Here is an 18,802-nt window from a genome sequence, read left to right on the forward strand (position 1 = left end):
GAACATTACGCCTTCTGCCCTCTTCTGAAACCGGGTTCGAGAACGCCGTCTCGATCAGTTCCCGACGAGCTGCCCGTCCGCACCCTCCCGGGCCGCCGCCGCAGAGCCCGTCACCGTCCGGGTCCGCCCGGGAGCAGCGAGGATCCGCTGAGTACCCATCAGGACCAGCAGGGCCGCCGCGCCCGCCCCGCACGCCACGCCGAAGCCCCACGCCGTACCGCCCAGCTCCACCGCCGGACCGGCCACCGCCGTACCCACCGCCGCACCGACACCGAAGAAGGTCACCAGCCACGAGAAGGCCTCCGTCACCGTGCCCGCCGGAGCATGCCGGTCCACCACGATGAACGCACACGCGATCGTCGGCGCCAGGAACACCCCCGCCAGCGCCGTCAGGGCCGTCATGGCCACCGGCCCCGGCGTCAGCAGCAGCGGCAGGTACCCCAGGGCCAGCAGGCCCACCAGCAGCCGCAGGCGCCGCTCCGGCGCGCCGCTCCACTGCCGTGCACCATAGAACACCCCGCCGACCAGCGCACCCAGCCCCAGCGCCGCCATCAGCCAGCCGTAGACCGACTCACCGCCGTTGCCGTCCGAGTACGCCAGACCCGCCACCGTGATCGAACCCAGGGCCAGACCCACGAAGAAGAAGGCCCCCAGCAGCGCCAGCAGCCCCCGCGAGCGCAGGGCACCCAGCCAGTGCGCCTCACGCGGCTCCGAGCGCCAGGTCCGCGAGGGCTCGCTGAGCACCACCGACAGCGCACCGAGCACACCCAGGGCGTTGATCACCAGCAGTGCGCCGGCCGGGCTGGACAGGGCCACCGACACCGTCACCACCAGCGGACCGACCGTGTACATGACCTCCTGGGCCACCGCATCCAGCGCGTACGCCGCGTGCACGCGCTCCTCCCGGCCGCCCAGCACGCTCGGCCACAGGGCCCGCAGACCGCCCTCCAGCGGCGGCGAGAAGAAGCCCGCGACCACCACGGCCCCGTACGCCGCCCCGGCCGACCCGGTGCCCGCCAGCGCCAGCCACGCCATGCCCAGCGCCGAGACCACCGCCGCCGGCAGCTGCACCCGCGGCTGGCCGTACAGGTCCACCGCACGCCCCAGCAGCGGCTGGCCCACCGCATTGGCGAAGCCGTACACCGCCGCCAGCGCCCCCGCGAGGCTGTAGCTGCCGCCCCCGGCCCGCACGAACAGCACGATCGCGATCGCCGCCGTCGCGTTCGGCAGCCTGCCGACCAGCGTGCCCGCCAGCAGCCGCGCCGCATGCCGGGTCCTGAGCAGCTCCGCGTAACCCGCGGCCATGTCCGCCCCCTTCTTGCCCGGACCCTGCCGGGGGTAATACGTATAACTAGCGACGTCATACGTACCATGGCACCCGGGCAGGGGTCCACCCGGAACACCACCCCCACCCCTACGACCTCGTACTTCAGGAGCCCCGTGTGACGAGACCCACCAGCCGCGACGTCGCCGGCGCAGCCGGGGTCTCCCAGGCCACCGTCTCCCTCGTCCTCGGCGGCAAATGGCGCGGCCGCGTCTCCGAACGCACCGCCGCCCTCGTCCGCGAAACCGCCGAAACCCTCGGCTACCGCCCCAACCTCGCCGCCCGCAACCTCCGCCTCGGCAGCACCCGCACCGCCCTCCTCGTCGTCCCCGCCCTCACCAACGAATTCTTCGCCCGCGTCTACACCGGCGCCGCCCGCATCGCCTCCGACCACGGCTTCGGCGTCGTCCTCTACCCCTCCCCCGACGGCACCGGCCCCGCCCGCGACCCCTTCCCCTCCGCCCGCGCCGCCCTCGACGGAGTCATCGCCTCCTCCATGGCCGCAGCCGCCCTCGACGCCATCGGCGGCAACGGACTCCCCCTCGTCATGCTCGACAGCGACCCCACCGCCGGCCAGGCCGCCGCACACGTCAACCTCGCCATGGCCGACGGCATGCGCCAGGCCGCCGAACACCTCCTCGGCCTCGGCCACCGCCGCATCCTCCACCTCGCCGCGGACATCGACACCTGGACCTTCCACGTCCGCGCCCGAACCCTCGCCACCGTCCTCGGCCCCCACGCCGAGCTGCGCACCGCACGGGCCGCCCTCACCGTCGCCGACGCCCTCACCGCCACCGAGGCCGCCCTGACCGCCCCCGGCCCCCGCCCCACCGCCATCGTCTGCGACGACGACATCCTCGCCGCCGGCGCCTGCAAGGCCGCCCGCCGCCTGGCCCTGCGCGTCCCCGAAGACCTCTCCGTCACCGGCGTCGACGACCTCGCCCTCGCCACCGCCGTCGAACCCGAACTCACCACCGTCCACCTGCCCGCCGAACGCGTCGGCGAACAGGGCATGGCCGCCCTCCTCGCCGTCCTCGAAGGCACCCCCTGGACCGCCCCCGACATCCCCGTCGAACTCGTCGTCCGCGCCTCCACCGCGCCGCCCCCGCCGCCGGCCCGGCCCTGACACACGAAACCGCCCCGACCCGCCTCACAGGGAGACGGACCGGGGCGGTCCCTTCGTACGCGAACGCGGCCCTACTCGGAATCCTCCGGAGCCTCGTCGTTGGACACGGCATCGGCCTGCGCCGCCGCCGGAACATCCGGCTCCAGCAGCCGCGACAGCTGCCGCCCCCGGATCCGCTTGAACTTCCGCTGCTGCGACCGCGTCCGGTCCAGCACCGCAACCTCCAGCCGCTCCGCCGGAATCGTCTTGTCCGCACCGTTCGCCTGGCTCGACAGCGCCTGCACCGCCAGCTTCAACGCCTCCGCCAGCGTCATCCCCTCCCGGTGGCGCTGGTCCAGGAACGTACTGATCTGCTCCGCATTCCCGCCGACCGCGACCGAGCCGTGCTCGTCCACGATCGAACCGTCGTGCGGCAGCCGGTAGATCTGGTCCCCCGCGGCGGTCGCACCGACCTCCGCCACGACCAGCTCCACCTCGTACGGCTTCTCACCGGCACTGGAGAAGATGGTGCCCAGCGTCTGCGCGTACACGTTCGCCAGCCCACGGGCCGTCACATCATCGCGATCGTAGGTGTATCCGCGCAGATCCGCGTACCGCACACCGCCGATCCGCAGGTTCTCGTACTCGTTGTACTTGCCGGCGGCCGCGAAGCCGATCCGGTCGTAGATCTCGCTGAACTTGTGCAGCGCGCGGGACGGGTTCTCGCCGACGAACACGATGCCGTCGGCATACTGCAGCACCACGAGGCTGCGGCCGCGGGCGATGCCCTTGCGGGCGTATTCCGCCCGGTCGGCCATCGCCTGCTGCGGGGAGACGTAGAACGGAGTCGACACCGGCTGACCGTCCCTTTCTTCTGGGCTCCTGAGGGGCTGTGACTGATCAGAGCAGGGCGGCGCGCGGGCCGTCCGGCTCCTGGAGGCGGCGGTCGGTGACCTTGCGGGCGAGAGCCTGGGACTCCTCCTCGGTCAACCGCCGGAAGCCCTCGTCGGTGATGACGGTGACGATCGGATAGATGTTGCGGTAGAGGTCCGGACCGCCGGTCGCCGAGTCGTCGTCGGCCGCGTCGTACAGCGCCTGCACGACCAGCGTGGTGGCCTGCTCCTCCGTCAGGTCCGGCCGGTACAGCTTCTTCATCGAGCCCCGCGCGAAGATCGAGCCCGAACCGGTCGCGGCATAGCCGTGCTCCTCGGAGCGGCCGCCGGTCACGTCGTACGAGAAGATCCGGCCCTTCTCTTTGGCCTCGTCGTAGCCCGCGAACAGCGGCACCACGGCGAGCCCCTGCATGGCCATCCCCAGATTGCTCCGGATCATGGTCGAGAGCCGGTTCGCCTTGCCCTCGAGGGAGAGCGTCGCGCCCTCCACCTTCTCGAAGTGCTCCAGCTCCAGCTGGAACAGCTTCACCATCTCCACGGCCAGGCCGGCGGTGCCCGCGATGCCGACCGCGGAATACTCGTCCGCCGGGAACACCTTCTCGATGTCCCGCTGCGCGATCATGTTGCCCATCGTCGCGCGGCGGTCACCGGCGAGGACGACCCCGCCGGGGAAGGTGACGGCCACGATGGTCGTGCCGTGCGGCGCCTCGACGACCCCCTCCGGGAGCTGCCGGTTGCCGGGCAGCATCTCGGGCGCGTGCGCACCCAGGAAGTCCATGAAGGACGACGACCCCGGCGTCAGGAAGGCTGCCGGCAGCCGCCCCGTGTTACGAGTGTTGGCTTCCACGCGTTCCCTCCAAATATTCGGCGGCCCGACGCATGCGGGCAGGATTGTCCTTCAAGAGCCCAATGCCTACGTTGCAGTTCAAGCACAGTACGCCACGGACCCTACCCGTCGAGTGGCAATGATCCACATGCACTGCCGGAGCGCAAAGACAGACAGAGCAGACGCCGCCTTGCGCAGCGATCATTTCGTCGCGCTCAGCCGCGGTGATGCCGTACGAGCGCTTGAGATAGAGGGCACGCCCCTCAATCGCCCGACACGCCTTGCAGCGCGTAGACAACCCGTCGGAAGCCGTCTTGTTCCGGTCCCATTCCGCATGGGGCTTGATCTCTCCGCATTGTCGGCAGTGCTTGTACCCGGCTGCGGCCTTGACCAAGGGACGGACATTCCTACCCTTCGCCTTCTGCCGCTCCTGGTGGTACTCAGCCGCACACGGCCTGCAGTAGCACTGCAGGCCGTCCCGCGCAGCACGGTTGGCGGCGAAGGCCTCAGGCGGCTTCGTCTCCCCACAGCGAGGACACCGCTTCCCAGGCTTCGACACTCACCCTCCCCGAGCCCGTCACCTTCGATTCGAAGGTGAAATCACTCACCACCCTTTTGAACGAATGACCTCACGAAGTCCTCGGCGTTCTCTTCGAGCACATCATCGATTTCGTCGAGTACGGAGTCGACGTCGTCGGAGAGCTTTTCCTGTCGTTCCTTGAGGTCGGACTGTGCTTCCGCGGCCTGCTCCTCGACCTCCTCGGTCGAGCGAGTGGCCTTCTGCTGTCCGCCGCCGGTGTCCTTGGTCGCCATGTCTACCTCACCCCGCTCGGTTCGCACGCTCGTGACGAGGGACCCCGGGATCGGGATCCCTCAAGATCAGACCCTACGTCGGACCCTACAAGGAGGGCCCGGGGTTCCGCCCGGCACTTTCATAACGTCCGGGTGTTCCCATGATTCCCGGGGGCGGGGGTTTTCAGGCCCCCGCGGCGCCCCGGAAGTGTGCTCAGTCCACTGCGGTCAGTTCCCGCTCAGTACCCGCACCAGGTCCTCCGCCGTGCGGCAGCGGTCCAGGAGCTCCTTCACGTGCTTGCGGGTACCCCGCAGGGGTTCCAGGGTGGGGACCCGCTGGAGGGAGTCCCGGCCCGGGAGGTCGAAGATCACCGAGTCCCAGGAGGCGGCGGCCACGTCGTCCGCGTACTGCTCCAGGCACCGGCCCCGGAAGTAGGCCCTGGTGTCCTCCGGCGGCTTGCCGGCGGCCCGCTGCACGGCGGACTCGTCCACCAGCCGCTTCATCTTCCCGCGGGCCGCCAGGCGGTTGTACAGGCCCTTCTCGGGCCGTACGTCCGCGTACTGCAGGTCCACCAGGTGCAGCCGGGCGGCGTCCCAGTCCAGGTTGTCGCGCCTGCGGTAGCCCTCCAGGATCTCCCGCTTGGCGATCCAGTCCAGCTCCCCGGAAAGGCTCATCGGGTCGCTCTCCAGCCGCCCCAGCACGTCCTCCCAGCGCGAGAGCACGTCCTTGGTCTGCTCGTCCGCGTCGGAACCGAAACGCTCCTCCACGTACTTCCGCGCCAGCTCGAAGTACTCCATCTGCAGTTGTACGGCGGTCAGCGTGCGGCCGCTGCGCAGCGTGATCAGGTGGCGCAGGTCCGGGTCGTGGGAGACCTGGTGCAGGGTGCGCACCGGCTGTTCCACGGCCAGGTCCACGGTGATGAAGCCGTCCTCGATCATGGACAGGACCAGGGCCGTGGTGCCGAGCTTGAGGTAGGTGGAGATCTCGGAGAGGTTGGCGTCGCCGATGATCACGTGGAGGCGGCGGTACTTCTCGGCGTCGGAGTGGGGCTCGTCGCGGGTGTTGATGATGGGCCGCTTGAGGGTGGTCTCCAGACCGACCTCGACCTCGAAGTAGTCGGCGCGCTGGCTGATCTGGAAGCCGTGTTCGCGGCCGTCCTGGCCGATGCCGACGCGGCCGGCGCCGGTGACGACCTGGCGGCTGACGAAGAAGGGCGTGAGGTGGCGGACGATCTCCGAGAAGGGGGTTTCCCGCTTCATCAGGTAGTTCTCGTGCGTGCCGTAGGAGGCGCCCTTGTTGTCGGTGTTGTTCTTGTAGAGGTGGATCGGCTGGGCGCCGGGCAGCTGGGCGGCCCGTACGGCGGCCTCGGCCATGATCCGCTCGCCGGCCTTGTCCCACAGGACGGCGTCGAGGGGGTTGGTGATCTCCGGGGAGCTGTATTCGGGGTGGGCGTGGTCGACGTAGAGCCGTGCGCCGTTGGTCAGGATGACGTTGGCCAGGCCGATGTCCTCGTCGGTGAGCTGGCTGCTGTCGGCGGCCTCGCGGGCGAGGTCGAAGCCGCGGGCGTCCCGCAGCGGGTTCTCCTCCTCGAAGTCCCAGCGGGCGCGTCGCGCCCGGTGCATCGCCGCCGCGTAGGCGTTGACGATCTGGGACGAGGTGAGCATGGCATTGGCGTTCGGGTGACCGGGGACGGAGATCCCGTACTCCGTCTCGATTCCCATTACTCGCCGTACGGTCATGCGGCCCTCCTTGCCCGGCGGCGCCCCCGTTCGGGAGCGGCGCTCAAGTACCGCTGGTGGTCCGGTGCGTGTGCGGTGCCCGTCCCCGCACTGCGGATGCGGCGGTACGGATGAGCCTAGAACCACTCCGCGACCGGTGGGGAGATCATTTCCGTCATTGACTTCGCCCTGTCACGGCCGAAAAGCGGTCGGTAAAGCAGTCGGCTGCGGGTGCCGGTGAGGGCACCCGCAGCCGCCCTCGGATCAGAGGTACTGACCGGTGTTCGCCACCGTGTCGATGGAGCGTCCGGTGTCCGCGCCCTGCTTTCCGGTGACGAGGGTGCGGATGAATACGATCCGCTCGCCCTTCTTTCCGGAGATCCGGGCCCAGTCGTCGGGGTTGGTGGTGTTGGGCAGGTCCTCGTTCTCCTTGAACTCGTCCACGCATGCCTGGAGGAGGTGGGAGACGCGCAGGCCCTTCTGGTTGTGCTCGAGGAAGGCCTTGATGGCCATCTTCTTGGCCCGGTCCACGATGTTCTGGATCATGGCTCCGGAGTTGAAGTCCTTGAAGTAGAGGACTTCCTTGTCGCCGTTGGCGTACGTGACCTCGAGGAAGCGGTTCTCCTCGCTTTCGGCGTACATCTGCTCGACGACGGTCTGGATCATGCTGTGGACGGCGACCTCGGGCGAGCCGGAGTGCTCGGAGAGGTCGTCGGCGTGCAGCGGGAGGGATGCCTTGAGGTACTTGGCGAAGATGTCCTTCGCTGCCTCGGCGTCGGGGCGCTCGATCTTGATCTTCACGTCGAGTCGGCCGGGCCGCAGGATGGCCGGGTCGATCATGTCCTCGCGGTTGGAGGCGCCGATGACGATGACGTTCTCCAGGCCTTCCACGCCGTCGATCTCGGCGAGGAGCTGCGGGACGATGGTGTTCTCCACGTCCGAGCTGACGCCGGATCCGCGGGTGCGGAAGAGGGATTCCATCTCGTCGAAGAAGACGATGACGGGGGTGCCCTCGCTCGCCTTCTCGCGGGCGCGCTGGAAGACGAGGCGGATGTGCCGCTCGGTTTCGCCGACGTACTTGTTGAGGAGTTCGGGGCCCTTGATGTTCAGGAAGTAGGACTTCCCGGCGGACTGCCCGGTCACCTCGGCGACCTTCTTGGCAAGGGAGTTGGCGACGGCCTTGGCGATGAGCGTCTTGCCGCAGCCGGGCGGGCCGTAGAGCAGGATGCCCTTGGGCGGGCGCAGTTCGTGTTCCTTGAAGAGGTCGGGGTAGAGGTACGGGAGCTCGACGGCGTCGCGGATCAGCTCGATCTGGTCGCCCAGGCCGCCGATCTTGTCGTAGTCGATGTCGGGGACCTCTTCGAGGACGAGGTCTTCGACCTCGCTCTTGGGGACGACCTCGTAGACGTAGCCGGAGCGCGGTTCGAGGAGCAGGGCGTCGCCGGGGCGGATGGTGATGTCCAGCAGCGGCTCGGCGAGCCGTACCACCCGCTCTTCGTCGGTGTGGCCGACGACCAGGGCGCGCTCGCCGTCCTCGAGGATCTCCTTGAGGGTGACGATGTCCCCGGCCCGTTCGAACTCCATGGCCTCGACCACGTTCAGGGCTTCGTTGAGCATGACCTCCTGGCCGCGCCGGAGGTCTTCCGGCTCGACGCTGGGGCTGACGTTCACGCGGAGCTTGCGGCCGCCGGTGAAGATGTCGACGGTGCCGTCCTCGTTCGCCTGCAGGAAGACACCGAATCCGGCCGGCGGCTGTGCGAGCCGGTCGACTTCCTCCTTGAGTGCGACGATCTGGTCGCGGGCCTCACGGAGGGTATTTGCCAGTCGTTCGTTTTGTGCGGAGACGCCGGCCAGGTTTGTCTGGAGCTCGACGATCCGCTCTTCGAGAATCCTCGTGTGTCGCGGAGAGTCGGCGAGCTTTCGTCGCAGGACGGCGATTTCCTGCTCGAGATAGGCAACCTGGCCGGCGGGGTCGTCGGACCCCCGCCCCGGCCGGATGCCGCGGTTGATGTCGTCGTCGTGGGCTGCCACGGTCCTCACCTCCTCCAAGGGGAGCTGGACGCTTCCTGACCCTACCTGGGCTGGTGGTGATTGAAACCCCTAGATCACAAAGACGGTAGGGGTGTGTCCGATCTTCACCCTTGCGTACTCCCTCACGCCAGGGAAATACCCACCCTTCAACATCGGAAAGCGGCCGGTTGTAAGGTCGAGGCGTTCAACACCCGCCAGGGGTCGCGCGACTTGCCGCGCGGAGATGGCGGGAAGGGATCACTCAGGGCAGGGAACGGCAGGAGATATGACCGTGCAGCAGGAGGCAACCGCCGGGGGCGCTGCCGGCGCCGGGCAGGCGGGCGAGTCGCTGGAGGTCTGGATCGATCAGGACCTGTGCACCGGCGACGGGATCTGTGTGCAGTACGCGCCGGAGGTGTTCGAGCTGGACATCGACGGTCTGGCGTACGTGAAGAGCCCGGAGGACGAGCTGCTGGTGGACCCGGGGGCGACCACTCCGGTTCCGCTGCCGTTGCTTCAGGACGTGGTGGATTCGGCGAGGGAGTGCCCGGGCGACTGCATCCATGTAAGGCGCGTTTCGGACGGTGTCGAGGTGTACGGCCCGGACGCCGAGTAGCGGTTCAAACACTCCCGGCGTCTGAGTTCGTCAGCTCCTGGCGGAATTTTCCGCCGGTCCAGCGCCACTTGGCGAGCTGTTTCACGTCGGGGCTGTAGCGGGGCACCTGGGGCGAGGAGTAGCCCAGGAGTCGTGCGGTGACGATGCCGTCGCGCACGGTGAGGTCGGTGGCGGTCTGTCGGCGGCCGGCTTCGAGGAGGGTGGCGACGATGCGGGGTCGGGCGCCGGGGGTCTTGTCCTGGGCGAGGACGTAGAGCGTGTGGGGCGGGGTGCCGGAGCCGGCGTCGCAGCGGACGGCGGCGACGGTTTCGGGGCGTCCGTCGCCGTCGAGGTCGCCCTGGGCGGTGGCGGTTACGGCCACCGGGAGGCCTTTGCAGTCCAGCGGGTAGGTGACGTCGGCGGCGTCGGGGGCTTTGGCGCGGGGGGTGTCGGCTGCTCCGGGGCCGGCGGCCGGTGCGGAGGCGGCTGCGGGGTCGGCGGCGGTGGCGGTGGCGTGGGGCTGGAGGAGTCCCGCGCCGGCTATGACGGCGGCCATGGCTGAGGCGGTGGCGAGCCAGTGGACGGGCCGGGGGGTGCTGTGGGCCAGTTCGGCGGCGAGTTCCGGCGCGGCGGTGCGGTGCGGCACGCGGGGTGTCTCCTGTACGGGGGTGACGGGGCGCCAGCATCGTGCCACACCTCACACGGAGGTGGAACGGGTGGGTCCGCGCCGGGGGCGGTGGGCACCCGGGCAACGAGAAGGCGCTGCGGTGCAGTTCCCGCCGGGTTCGGGGGAACTGCGCCGCAGCGCCTGTGGGTTGCCTGGGGGGCGGTCCGGGCGGCTGGTGGTCAGCCGCGGTCGCCGGAGCGTCCGGAGCCCGAGCCGGGGCCTTCGTAGTCCTCGCCGTAGGCGCCCTTGGCGGGTCGGCGCCGGCGCATGGGGGGTTCGACGCCGTCCGCGAGGCGGCGGGCGGTGACGAGGAAGCCGGTGTGGCCGATCATCCGGTGGTCGGGTCGGACGGCGAGGCCTTCGACGTGCCAGTTGCGGATCATCGATTCCCAGGGCTGCGGTTCGGCGAAGCAGCCGATCTCGCGGATGGACTCGACGGTCTTGGACAGCTGGGTGGTGGTGGCCACGTAGCAGCAGAGGATGCCGCCGGGGACGAGGGCCTTGGAGACGGCCTCGAGGCACTCCCAGGGGGCGAGCATGTCGAGGATGACGCGGTCGACGTCGGTGTCGGACAGGTTGTCCTGGAGGTCGCCCACGGTCAGCTGCCACGCGGGGTGCGGGCCGCCGAAGTAGCGCTCGACGTTGTCCTTGGCGATCTCGGCGAAGTCCGCGCGGCGCTCGTAGCTGTGGAGCATGCCCTGGTCGCCGATGGCGCGCAGCAGGAAGCTGCTCAGGGAGCCGGAGCCGACCCCTGCTTCCACGACGCGGGCGCCGGGGAAGATGTCGGCGAAGGCCAGGATCTGGCCTGCGTCCTTGGGGTAGACCACGGCGGCGCCGCGGGGCATGGACAGGACGTAGTCGGGGAGCAGGGGGCGCAGCGCGAGGTACGCGACGTTCCCCGTGGTACGGACAACACTGCCCTCGGGAGCGCCGATCAGCTCGTCGTGGGGGAAGGAACCCTTGTGGGTGTGGAAGTTCTTCCCGGCTTCGAGCGTGAACGTGTAGTGGCGTCCCTTGGGGTCGGTGAGCTGGACCTGGTCCCCGACCTTGAAGGGCCCGCGACGGCGGGCGGCACCGGTCGGTTCGGACATGTGACCAGTGTATTGGCTTCAGGAGCGGGGCCGTGCCATGGCCTTCACGAAGGCCTTTTCGACGTCGAGGGCGGAGAGGACGCCGTAGACCTCGCCGGCGGGTTCGAGGACGAGGTATTCGGTGGCGGGGGTGGCGCGGAGGTGGTCGAGGAGTTCTTCGCCGGCGAGCTCTGCGGAAACCTTCATTCCGTCGGTGAGGTCCTGGGCGAGGGAGCTGACGGCGATCCAGGGGCGGCGGTGTTCGGGGACGGAGGCGAGGGCGCTCTCGCGGACGATGGCGGTGGGTTCGCCGTGGCCGTCGACGACGACGATGGCGCGGGCGCCGTAGGCGTTGGCGCGGCGCAGGGCTTCGGAGAGGGGGGTGGTGTTCTCGACGGGGACGGCGCGGCGGGTGAGGGTGCGGGCGCGCAGTTCGGGGAGGTGTTCGCGCAGGCGGGCCATGCGCAGGCTGTTGCCGGCGCCGGTCCAGATGATGGCGGCGAGGATCGCGGCGAGGAGGGCGTCCATGACGGTGTCCATGCCGCCGGTCTCGTCGGTGCCGCTGCCGAGGACGCCGGTGTGGGTGAGCAGGGGCAGGCCGAGCAGGACGGTGACGGCGAGGCCGCGGCCGACCCAGGCTGCGGCGACGGTGCCGGTCATGGGTTTGCCGGTGATGCCCCAGATGACGGCGCGGAGCATGCGGCCGCCGTCGAGGGGGAGGCCGGGCAGGAGGTTGAAGGCGGCGACGAGCAGGTTGGAGATCATCAGGCCGGCGAGGAGGACGCCGGGGACGGTGGCGGGGTCGACGGCGTTCATGCCGAGGTAGAAGGCTCCGGCGAGGAGGAGGGAGAGCAGGGGGCCGACGAAGGCGAGGACGAATTCGCGGCCGGGGGTCTCGGATTCCTTCTCGATCTCGGAGACGCCGCCGAAGAACTGGAGCTGGATGCGGCGTACGGGCAGGCGGAAGCGGAGGGCGGCGACGGTGTGGGCGAGTTCGTGGACGAGGACGGAGGCGTAGAAGGCGACGGCGAAGAAGAGGGAGACGAGGTAGCGGGCGGGGCCGAGGTCGGGCAGGACGCGGTCGAGCCGGTCGCCGAAGACCCAGGTGATGAGGGCGGCGACGAGGAACCAGCTGGGCGAGACGTAGACGGGTACGCCGAAGGGGCGGCCCATGAGGAGTCCGCCGCCCGGTCCGGGGCGTTTGCCCGCGCGGTCGCCGGTGTCGTCGGTGTCTGCCACGGATGTCCTTCGTTCGGTGCTGTCCGGCGGGGTGCGGCCGGCGGGTTCTTCCAGTGTGGTCCACGGGGGCGCCGGGTGCGGCGGTGGCTGGGTGGTAGCGGGGTGTGATGCTCCGATCATGCAGTGTGCGGGTGCTCGGCGTCGATGGTATGTGCGTGGGTGTCCGTGGCGGGCCGTAGGGTTTTGTGCATGACGACGAGCCCCGGTCCCCTGTCGGGCGCGGCGGAGACCGGTGTGGCGCCGGCTGCGCTCGCGCCTTCTTCGCTGTCGCCCTCGCGTGCGAGCGATTTCATGCAGTGTCCGCTGCTGTACCGGTTCCGGGTGATCGACCGGCTGCCGGAGAAGCCCAGTGCGGCGGCGACGCGGGGCACGCTGGTGCACGCGGTGCTGGAGCGGTTGTTCGACCATCCGGCGCAGGAGCGGACGGCGGTGCGGGCGAAGGCGCTGGTTCCGGGGCAGTGGGACCGGCTGCTGGAGGCGAAGCCGGAGCTGTCGGAGCTGTTCCCGGGCGGCGAGGAGGGCGCGGCGGGGCTGGCGGGCTGGCTGGCGGAGGCCGAGGCTCTGGTGGAGCGGTGGTTCACGCTGGAGGATCCGACGCGGCTGGAGCCGGTGGAGCGGGAGTTCTTCGTCGAGGCGGAGCTGGAGTCGGGGCTGCGGCTGCGCGGGATCATCGACCGGGTGGACGTGGCGCCGACGGGTGAGGTGCGGATCGTCGACTACAAGACGGGCAAGGCGCCGCGGCCGGAGTACGCCGAGGGTGCGCTGTTCCAGATGAAGTTCTATGCGCTGGTGGTGTGGCGGCTGAAGGGCGTGGTGCCGCGGCGGCTGCAGCTGGTGTATCTGGGCAGCGGGGACGTGCTGACGTACGACCCGGTGCCGGCGGATCTGGAGCGGGTGGAGCGCAAGCTGTTGGCGCTGTGGGAGGCGATCGAGGAGGCGACGGCCAGCGGGGAGTGGCGGCCGCGGCCGACGAAGCTGTGCGGTTGGTGCGACCACCGGGCGGTGTGTCCCGAGTTCGGCGGGACTCCCCCGGCATATCCTCTGATGATCATGCCGAGGGGGGCTGCCGGAGAGGCCCGTCCGGCGGAGTCCTGATCACCCGGTCAGGGCAGAATGGGTGGCGTCCGCCGTGCCGCCGTACGAATACGAGGTGTCCCCTGTGGCGATCCGCGTCCTGTTGGTCGACGACCAGCCGCTGCTGCGCACCGGTTTCCGGATGATCCTGGAGGCCGAACAGGACCTGGCGGTGGTCGGGGAGGCCGGCGACGGTCTGCAGGCGCTGGAGCAGGTGCGGGCGCTGCAGCCCGACGTGGTGCTGATGGACATCCGGATGCCGCGGATGGACGGGGTGGAGGCGACCCGGCAGATCACGGGTCCGGGGCGGGACGGTCCGGCGAAGGTGCTGGTGCTGACCACGTTCGATCTGGACGAGTACGTGGTGGAGGCGCTGCGGGCGGGGGCCAGCGGGTTCCTGCTGAAGGACGCTCCGGCGAACGAGCTGGTGCAGGCGATCCGGGTGGTGGCGGGCGGCGAGGCGATGCTCGCGCCGAGCATCACGCGGCGGCTGCTGGACAAGTACGCGGGGCACCTGCCGTCGGGTGAGGAGCGCGTCCCGGACACCCTCGGCTCGCTGACCGAGCGGGAGGTCGAGGTGTTGAAGCTGGTGGCGCGGGGGCTGTCGAACGCGGAGATCGCGGCGGACCTGTTCGTGAGCGAGACCACGGTGAAGACGCACGTGGGGCACGTCCTGACGAAGCTGGGGCTGCGCGACCGGGTCCAGGCGGCGGTGTACGCGTACGAGAGCGGTCTGGTGCGGCCGGGAGCGGCGCAGTAGCCGCCGGGTTCGGATACGGGTCCGCCCCGGCACCTTTCGCGGGTACCGGGGCGGAGCTGTGTCCGGGGCGGCTGAGCCGAAGGGGCGCGCCGTGCTGCCGGGGTCCTCGCGCGGAGGAACGTGAGGTACGAGCGTTCTGAGCACGTGGACCCCGGCAGCACGGCACCCGGCGCCCCGGAGGCGAAGCCGCCCCCAAAAGAGGGGCCGTCAGCCCTTGCTGATCTCCCAGAAGCGGAAGACGGTGGAGGCGTCCAGCGACCACTGCAGGCCGGTCACGTTCTGGCGGGTGACCGCGTACTGCTTGCCCTGCCACAGCGGCAGGATCGGGACCTCGTCGGCCACGATGTCCTGCAGGCGGTTGTAGTCGGGGCCGGCCGCGGTGCGGTCGGACTTCGCGGAGGTCGCCGGGATGATCGTCCCGGTGATCTCCTTGTTGTCGTAGTTGTTGTTCAGGACGTTGTTCGGCCCGAAGAACGGCTGCGTGAAGTTGTCGGCGTCCGGGTAGTCGGGGACCCAGCCCTTGACGTAGACGCCGTACTTGCCGGCCTCGATGTCCTTCTCGTACTGCTCGTACTCGACGGACTTGACGTCGGCCTCGAACAGGCCGCTGTCGTTGAGCTGCTTGGCGACGAGCTGGACCTCCTGGTCCGTCGCCGGGCCGTAGCGGGCGGGCGTCGAGTACAGGGTGATCTTCACCTTGTCCTTGATGCCGGCCGCGCGCAGGACGGCTTCGGCCTTCTTCGGCTGCGGCGAGCCGCCGTAGCGCTCGAAGAAGGGGGTGGTGTGCGAGCCGATGCCGGCCGGGACGATGGAGTACAGCGAGGTCGCGGTGCCCTCGTAGACGTCCTTGACGAGCGCTTCGCGGTCCACGAGGAAGGCGATGGCCTTGCGGACCGGGAGCTTGCCGGCGGTCTCGTCCTTGACGTTGAAGACGAGGTGGTGGACCTCGGCGCCGGTGCCCTGGACGACCTCGATCTTGTTGTTGCCGGTCTTGGTGGAGGACAGGCCGGCGATGTCCTTGGCGGCCAGGCCGCGGTAGGCGAAGTCGACGTCGCCGTTCTCGAGGACCTTCTTCAGGGCGGCCTGGTCCTGGTTGAAGAACTTCAGCGTGACGCCGGTGTTCTTCGCCTTGGCCTTGCCGCTGTAGGAGTCGTTGACCGAGAAGTTGGCGCTCTTGTCGTTGATGGAGTCGAGCTTGTAGACGCCGGAGCCGATGGCCTTGCCGTCGGTGCGGAGCTTGTCGGCGGGGTACTCGGCGTGGTCGACGATGGAGCCCGCGCCCGAGGCGATCTTGCTGGGGAAGGTCGCGTCGGACGTCTTGAGGCGGAAGACGACGGTCTTCTCGTCGGGGGTGTCGATGCCGGCGATCGAGGACAGCACGACGGACGGGCCGTTGGCGTCGTTGATCTTCAGCGTGCGCTCGAAGGAGAACTTGACGTCCTGCGAGGTGAGCGAGTGCCCGTTGGAGAACTTCAGGCCCGGGCGCAGGGTGCACTTGTACACCTTGCTGTCGCCGCCGTCGAAGGCGCAGGACTGCGCGGCGTCGGGCTCGGGGATGGTGCCGCCCTTGGGGAAGCTCAGCAGCGACTGGAAGACGTTGTTGAAGAGCAGCCAGGAGCCCGGGTCGTAACCCGAGGCGGGGTCGGTGGACTTCACCTTGTCGGATATGCCCATGACCACGCCCTTGCCGCCCTCGGCGGCCGGGCCATCGGTCGAACCGCAACCGCTGAGCAGCGCGGCGGCGGTGGCTGCGCCGAGCGGGGCTGCGAGCCACTGGTTACGTCTCATCACGCGAACGTCCTTATCGGTCTTACTGAATCGTTGCGCCGGCCTGCGACACCCGCCGCCGGTCCTGCCGGTCTCAGCCGCTTACGCCTCGGCCGAGCTCCCACAGCTGGAGGTCGGAGATGGCGTTGACCGACCACTCCACTCCGGTGATCCCGTCGCGTGCGGCGACGTACTGCTGGCCCTGCCACAGGGGCAGGACGGGCACGTCCTCGGCGACGATGTCCTGCATCTCCGTGATCGCGGGGGCGGCGACGTTGCGGTCGGCGGCCTTGCGGGACTCGGGGATGAGCTTGGTGCGCACCGTGGTGTTGGCGTACGGCGTGCCCAGGAAGTTGTCCTGCTCCAGGAAGGGAGCGAGGAAGTTGTCGGCGTCCGGGTAGTCGGGGAACCAGCCGAGCCCGTAGGCGGCGTAGTCGCCCTTCTTCTGCGCGGGCCGGAACTCGGTCCAGTCGTTGCCCTGGACGGTGATGTCGAACAGCTGGGTGGAGTTCAGCTGGTTCTTCAGGATCTCGAACTCGGCGGCGGTGCCGTCGCCGTAGTGGTCCTTGGTGTAGTTCAGCGTCAGCTTGACCGGGGTCTTGATGCCGGCGTCCTTCAGCAGCTGGGCGGCCTTGGCGGTGTTGGCGTCGCCGTACTTGTTGCGGAAGGAGTTGACGTGGCCGGTGACGGTGGTGGGGACCAGCGAGTACAGCGGCTGGGCGGACTTGCCGTACACCTTGGAGATGAGGGCGCTGCGGTCGACCGCGGCGGCGAGGGCCTGGCGGACGGCCTTGTCCTTGACGGCGGGGGCCTCGGTGTTGAAGCCGATGTAGCGGATCTCCAGGCCGGGCATGGGGACCAGCTTGACGCCCTTGGGCGGGTTGGCGGAGAGCTCGGTGATCTGGGTGGGCGCCAGGGTGCGCGAGACCATGTGGATGCGGCCTTCGCCCAGCGCCTTGACCATGGCGGCCGAGTCGTTGAAGGTGCGCAGTTCGATCTTGTCGTTCTGCAGCTTGAGGTCGCCCTTGTAGTTCGGGTTCTTGCTGAACACCGCGCGGACGAGGTGGTTGCCCTTGACTTCGGCCTTCATCGTGTACGGGCCGGAGCCGTCGACGGCGAAGCCCTCGCGGAGCTTCTTGGCGTCGTAGGTCTTCTGGCTGACGATGCCGGCGGCCGGGGTGGAGAGCTTGTACGGGAACGTCGCGTCGGGGGTCTTCAGGTGGAAGACGACGGTGTCGGCGCCCTTGACCTCGACGGTGTCGAGGGTGGACAGCAGCGAGGAGGGCCCGTTCTCGGCGTTGATGGAAAGGACGCGGTCGATGGAGAACTTGACGTCCTTGGCGGTGAGGGGCTCGCCGCTGGCGAACTTCAGGCCGGGGCGCAGGGTGCAGCGGTAGCTCTCGTTGCTGCTGTCGGTGAAGTGGCAGGAGGAGGCCGCCTCGGGGACGGGCTGGCCGCCGCCGCGGGGGGTGTGCATCAGGGTCTGGACCGTCTGCCGCAGGACGTTCCAGGCTCCGGCGTCGTAGGCGTACGCCGGGTCGAACGGTGCGGGGGCGTAGTCCGCCGCCTCGTACCGGTCGGTGGTGCCGACGACGATCGCTCCGGTTCCTGCTCCTCCGCCCGTCGCGCTGCCGCAGGCGGCGAGCGAGGGGGTGAGCAGTCCGGCCGCGGCCGTCAGCACCAGGGTCTTGCGGTTCATGCTGGAAGTACTCCCTTGACCGGCACTTGTTCAAAGCGGCGTAGAGGGCACTTCGCGGCGGTCGCCCGTTCAGGGCGGAACGATCGGGCCGGTTTTGTGACGATCGGTCCACACGGTCCCGGCACAGGGGTATGTGTCCGGGACTGCTGCGGTGCGGAGTGCCCGCGTCGACATTAGTGGCCTTGGACGGGATGGCTTGAACTGGCAGGACTTGGGGTGTAATCGCACGGTGATGGGAGCGGACTGCCTGTCAGGGCGGGGGTCATCACAGATGCGGGCAGGAGATCATCAATCCGGACACAAGGGAAGCCTGCGGGGTCCCTGTACAGGTCCGTAGGGGGCTTTGCGGGTGACAAAGGTCACCCGACTCAACTGCCACGGAAAGGATGGAATTTCGGCCCCCGCCCCAATGAACGGAAGATCCTTCCGCGGGATTCCCATGGAACGGGGGTTCCGTTCGGCACGCAGCGTGTGCGGTCAGTTCATCGGAGTGATGAGCGAGCGCAGGAACGGAAGGTCGACGTCCTCCAGGGAGCGCACGACGGTCCGGCCGGGGGCGGGCGGGATGAGGCCGACCGAGGGGACGGCGACGACCCGGCAGCCTGCGGCCTCCGCCGCGGCCACGCCGGTGGCGGTGTCCTCGATGACGGCGCAGCGCGAGGGGTGCGCGCCGAGGCTGCGGGCGGCCAGCAGGTACGGGTCGGGGTGCGGCTTGGTGCGCGGGACCTCGTCACCGGCGACGGTCATGGCGAAGCGCTCGGGGCCCAGGGAGCGCAGGACCCGGTCGATGACGCGGCGGTGCGAGGCGGAGACGAGGGCGGCGGGCACGTTGTGCCGGGCCAGCTCGGACAGCAGCCGTTCGGCTCCGGGCATGAGGGGGACCCGGTCGGCGATGCGGGCCTCGAAGCGCTCGTTGAGCAGCACCGTGAGCTCGGTGAGGTCGATCTCGGCGCCGGTGGCCTCGATCAGGAAGCCGGCGCTGCGGCTCATCGGGCCGCCGACGACGATGTCGCGCCAGGCCTCGTCGAGCCGGTGGCCCATCTCGGCGAAGACGTCGACCTCGGCCTCCCACCAGAAGCCCTCGGTGTCGACGAGGGTGCCGTCCATGTCGAGCAGCACCGCCTGGAGGGCCGAGCCGTCGGCCGTGCGGGTGACGGAGACGGGAACGGTGCTGGTCATGCGCACACCTCTCGTGGGGAGCGAGAAGGCCGGCCGCCTTCCCGCGGGGCGATTCCCCCCGGGGAGCAGGCGACCGGCCTGTA

At 69.6% G+C, this 18,802-nt stretch carries 15 protein-coding genes and 2 pseudogenes; 4 read left to right on the forward strand and 13 right to left on the reverse strand.

Going from position 1 to position 18,802, the window contains the following annotated elements; genetic code table 11:
• Positions 1–5 precede the first annotated feature (5 nt).
• A pseudogene (locus tag ABZ924_RS13105) lies at positions 6–1,305 on the reverse strand (MFS transporter).
• 137 nt (positions 1,306–1,442) lie between these two features.
• On the opposite strand from ABZ924_RS13105, the gene ABZ924_RS13110 reads away from it, so the two are divergent.
• Positions 1,443–2,450 carry a LacI family DNA-binding transcriptional regulator gene (locus ABZ924_RS13110; protein WP_361907629.1) on the forward strand — a complete coding sequence of 336 codons (1,008 nt, stop codon included), beginning with the start codon at positions 1,443–1,445 and terminating at the stop codon, positions 2,448–2,450.
• Positions 2,451–2,521: 71 nt separating this feature from the next.
• Here ABZ924_RS13110 and prcA read toward each other — a convergent pair whose 3' ends face one another.
• From prcA to arc, 6 genes are all read right to left on the reverse strand, one after another.
• Entirely contained in the window at positions 2,522–3,283 is a 762-nt protein-coding gene (gene prcA / locus ABZ924_RS13115; protein ID WP_361907631.1) for a proteasome subunit alpha, read from the reverse strand.
• Positions 3,284–3,329: 46 nt separating this feature from the next.
• Positions 3,330–4,169 carry a proteasome subunit beta gene (gene prcB / locus ABZ924_RS13120; RefSeq protein WP_361907632.1) on the reverse strand — a complete coding sequence of 280 codons (840 nt, stop codon included), beginning with the start codon at positions 4,167–4,169 and terminating at the stop codon, positions 3,330–3,332.
• Positions 4,150–4,353: an endonuclease VII domain-containing protein gene (locus ABZ924_RS13125; RefSeq protein ID WP_361907673.1), complete on the reverse strand. Its 204-nt coding sequence runs from the start codon at positions 4,351–4,353 to the stop codon at positions 4,150–4,152. Before ABZ924_RS13125 ends, prcB begins: the two co-directional genes overlap by 20 nt.
• Before the next feature lie 395 nt (positions 4,354–4,748).
• The gene (locus ABZ924_RS13130; RefSeq protein WP_045947082.1) at positions 4,749–4,961 is read right to left on the reverse strand and encodes a ubiquitin-like protein Pup; all 213 of its coding nucleotides are present in this window, start codon (positions 4,959–4,961) and stop codon (positions 4,749–4,751) included.
• A 207-nt stretch (positions 4,962–5,168) separates the two neighbouring features.
• Positions 5,169–6,680, reverse strand: coding sequence for a depupylase/deamidase Dop (gene dop, locus ABZ924_RS13135; protein WP_361907634.1), 1,512 nt, complete (start codon positions 6,678–6,680; stop codon positions 5,169–5,171).
• 243 nt (positions 6,681–6,923) lie between these two features.
• Complete coding sequence (arc, locus tag ABZ924_RS13140) at positions 6,924–8,690, reverse strand: proteasome ATPase (RefSeq protein WP_361907636.1); 1,767 nt, start codon at positions 8,688–8,690, stop codon at positions 6,924–6,926.
• 265 nt (positions 8,691–8,955) lie between these two features.
• On the opposite strand from arc, the gene ABZ924_RS13145 reads away from it, so the two are divergent.
• Positions 8,956–9,285: a ferredoxin gene (locus ABZ924_RS13145; RefSeq protein ID WP_361907638.1), complete on the forward strand. Its 330-nt coding sequence runs from the start codon at positions 8,956–8,958 to the stop codon at positions 9,283–9,285.
• Between the two features lie 4 nt (positions 9,286–9,289).
• Here ABZ924_RS13145 and ABZ924_RS13150 read toward each other — a convergent pair whose 3' ends face one another.
• From ABZ924_RS13150 to ABZ924_RS13160, 3 genes and pseudogenes are all read right to left on the reverse strand, one after another.
• A complete protein-coding gene (locus ABZ924_RS13150; RefSeq protein WP_361907674.1) occupies positions 9,290–9,820 on the reverse strand; it encodes a hypothetical protein in 531 nt (176 codons plus the stop codon).
• A 290-nt stretch (positions 9,821–10,110) separates the two neighbouring features.
• The gene (locus ABZ924_RS13155) at positions 10,111–11,022 is read right to left on the reverse strand and encodes a tRNA (adenine-N1)-methyltransferase (RefSeq protein ID WP_361907640.1); all 912 of its coding nucleotides are present in this window, start codon (positions 11,020–11,022) and stop codon (positions 10,111–10,113) included.
• An 18-nt stretch (positions 11,023–11,040) separates the two neighbouring features.
• A pseudogene (locus tag ABZ924_RS13160) lies at positions 11,041–12,186 on the reverse strand (site-2 protease family protein); the annotation flags it as partial.
• A gap of 243 nt (positions 12,187–12,429) precedes the next feature.
• Between ABZ924_RS13160 and ABZ924_RS13165 the strand changes: the two are divergent.
• Entirely contained in the window at positions 12,430–13,335 is a 906-nt protein-coding gene (locus ABZ924_RS13165) for a PD-(D/E)XK nuclease family protein (protein WP_361907642.1), read from the forward strand.
• Between the two features lie 64 nt (positions 13,336–13,399).
• A complete protein-coding gene (locus ABZ924_RS13170; RefSeq protein WP_361907644.1) occupies positions 13,400–14,074 on the forward strand; it encodes a response regulator transcription factor in 675 nt (224 codons plus the stop codon).
• Positions 14,075–14,281: 207 nt separating this feature from the next.
• Here the strand turns inward: ABZ924_RS13170 and ABZ924_RS13175 are convergent, their stop codons facing one another.
• The 3 genes from ABZ924_RS13175 to ABZ924_RS13185 all read right to left on the reverse strand — a co-directional run bounded on the left by ABZ924_RS13175 (position 14,282) and on the right by ABZ924_RS13185 (position 18,719).
• Entirely contained in the window at positions 14,282–15,862 is a 1,581-nt protein-coding gene (locus ABZ924_RS13175; RefSeq protein WP_361907646.1) for an ABC transporter substrate-binding protein, read from the reverse strand.
• Positions 15,863–15,935: 73 nt separating this feature from the next.
• Entirely contained in the window at positions 15,936–17,540 is a 1,605-nt protein-coding gene (locus ABZ924_RS13180; RefSeq protein WP_361907648.1) for an ABC transporter substrate-binding protein, read from the reverse strand.
• Between the two features lie 477 nt (positions 17,541–18,017).
• Positions 18,018–18,719, reverse strand: a complete 702-nt coding sequence (locus ABZ924_RS13185; RefSeq protein WP_361907650.1) for an HAD family phosphatase — start codon at positions 18,717–18,719, stop codon at positions 18,018–18,020.
• Positions 18,720–18,802: the final 83 nt, after the last annotated feature.

Origin of the sequence: Streptomyces sp. NPDC046876, assembly GCF_040645035.1 — a bacterium.
Lineage (GTDB): Bacteria > Actinomycetota > Actinomycetes > Streptomycetales > Streptomycetaceae > Streptomyces.

Coding starts and splice junctions, on each gene's coding strand:
- ABZ924_RS13125 (WP_361907673.1), bottom strand. CDS start 4,353: ATGATCGCTGCGCAAGGCGGCGTCTGCTCTGTCTGTCTTTGCGCTCCG.
- ABZ924_RS13130 (WP_045947082.1), bottom strand. CDS start 4,961: ATGGCGACCAAGGACACCGGCGGCGGACAGCAGAAGGCCACTCGCTCG.
- dop (WP_361907634.1), bottom strand. CDS start 6,680: ATGACCGTACGGCGAGTAATGGGAATCGAGACGGAGTACGGGATCTCC.
- ABZ924_RS13145 (WP_361907638.1), top strand. CDS start 8,956: ATGACCGTGCAGCAGGAGGCAACCGCCGGGGGCGCTGCCGGCGCCGGG.
- ABZ924_RS13150 (WP_361907674.1), bottom strand. CDS start 9,820: ATGGCCGCCGTCATAGCCGGCGCGGGACTCCTCCAGCCCCACGCCACC.
- ABZ924_RS13155 (WP_361907640.1), bottom strand. CDS start 11,022: ATGTCCGAACCGACCGGTGCCGCCCGCCGTCGCGGGCCCTTCAAGGTC.
- ABZ924_RS13165 (WP_361907642.1), top strand. CDS start 12,430: ATGACGACGAGCCCCGGTCCCCTGTCGGGCGCGGCGGAGACCGGTGTG.
- ABZ924_RS13175 (WP_361907646.1), bottom strand. CDS start 15,862: ATGAGACGTAACCAGTGGCTCGCAGCCCCGCTCGGCGCAGCCACCGCC.
- ABZ924_RS13180 (WP_361907648.1), bottom strand. CDS start 17,540: ATGAACCGCAAGACCCTGGTGCTGACGGCCGCGGCCGGACTGCTCACC.
- ABZ924_RS13185 (WP_361907650.1), bottom strand. CDS start 18,719: ATGACCAGCACCGTTCCCGTCTCCGTCACCCGCACGGCCGACGGCTCG.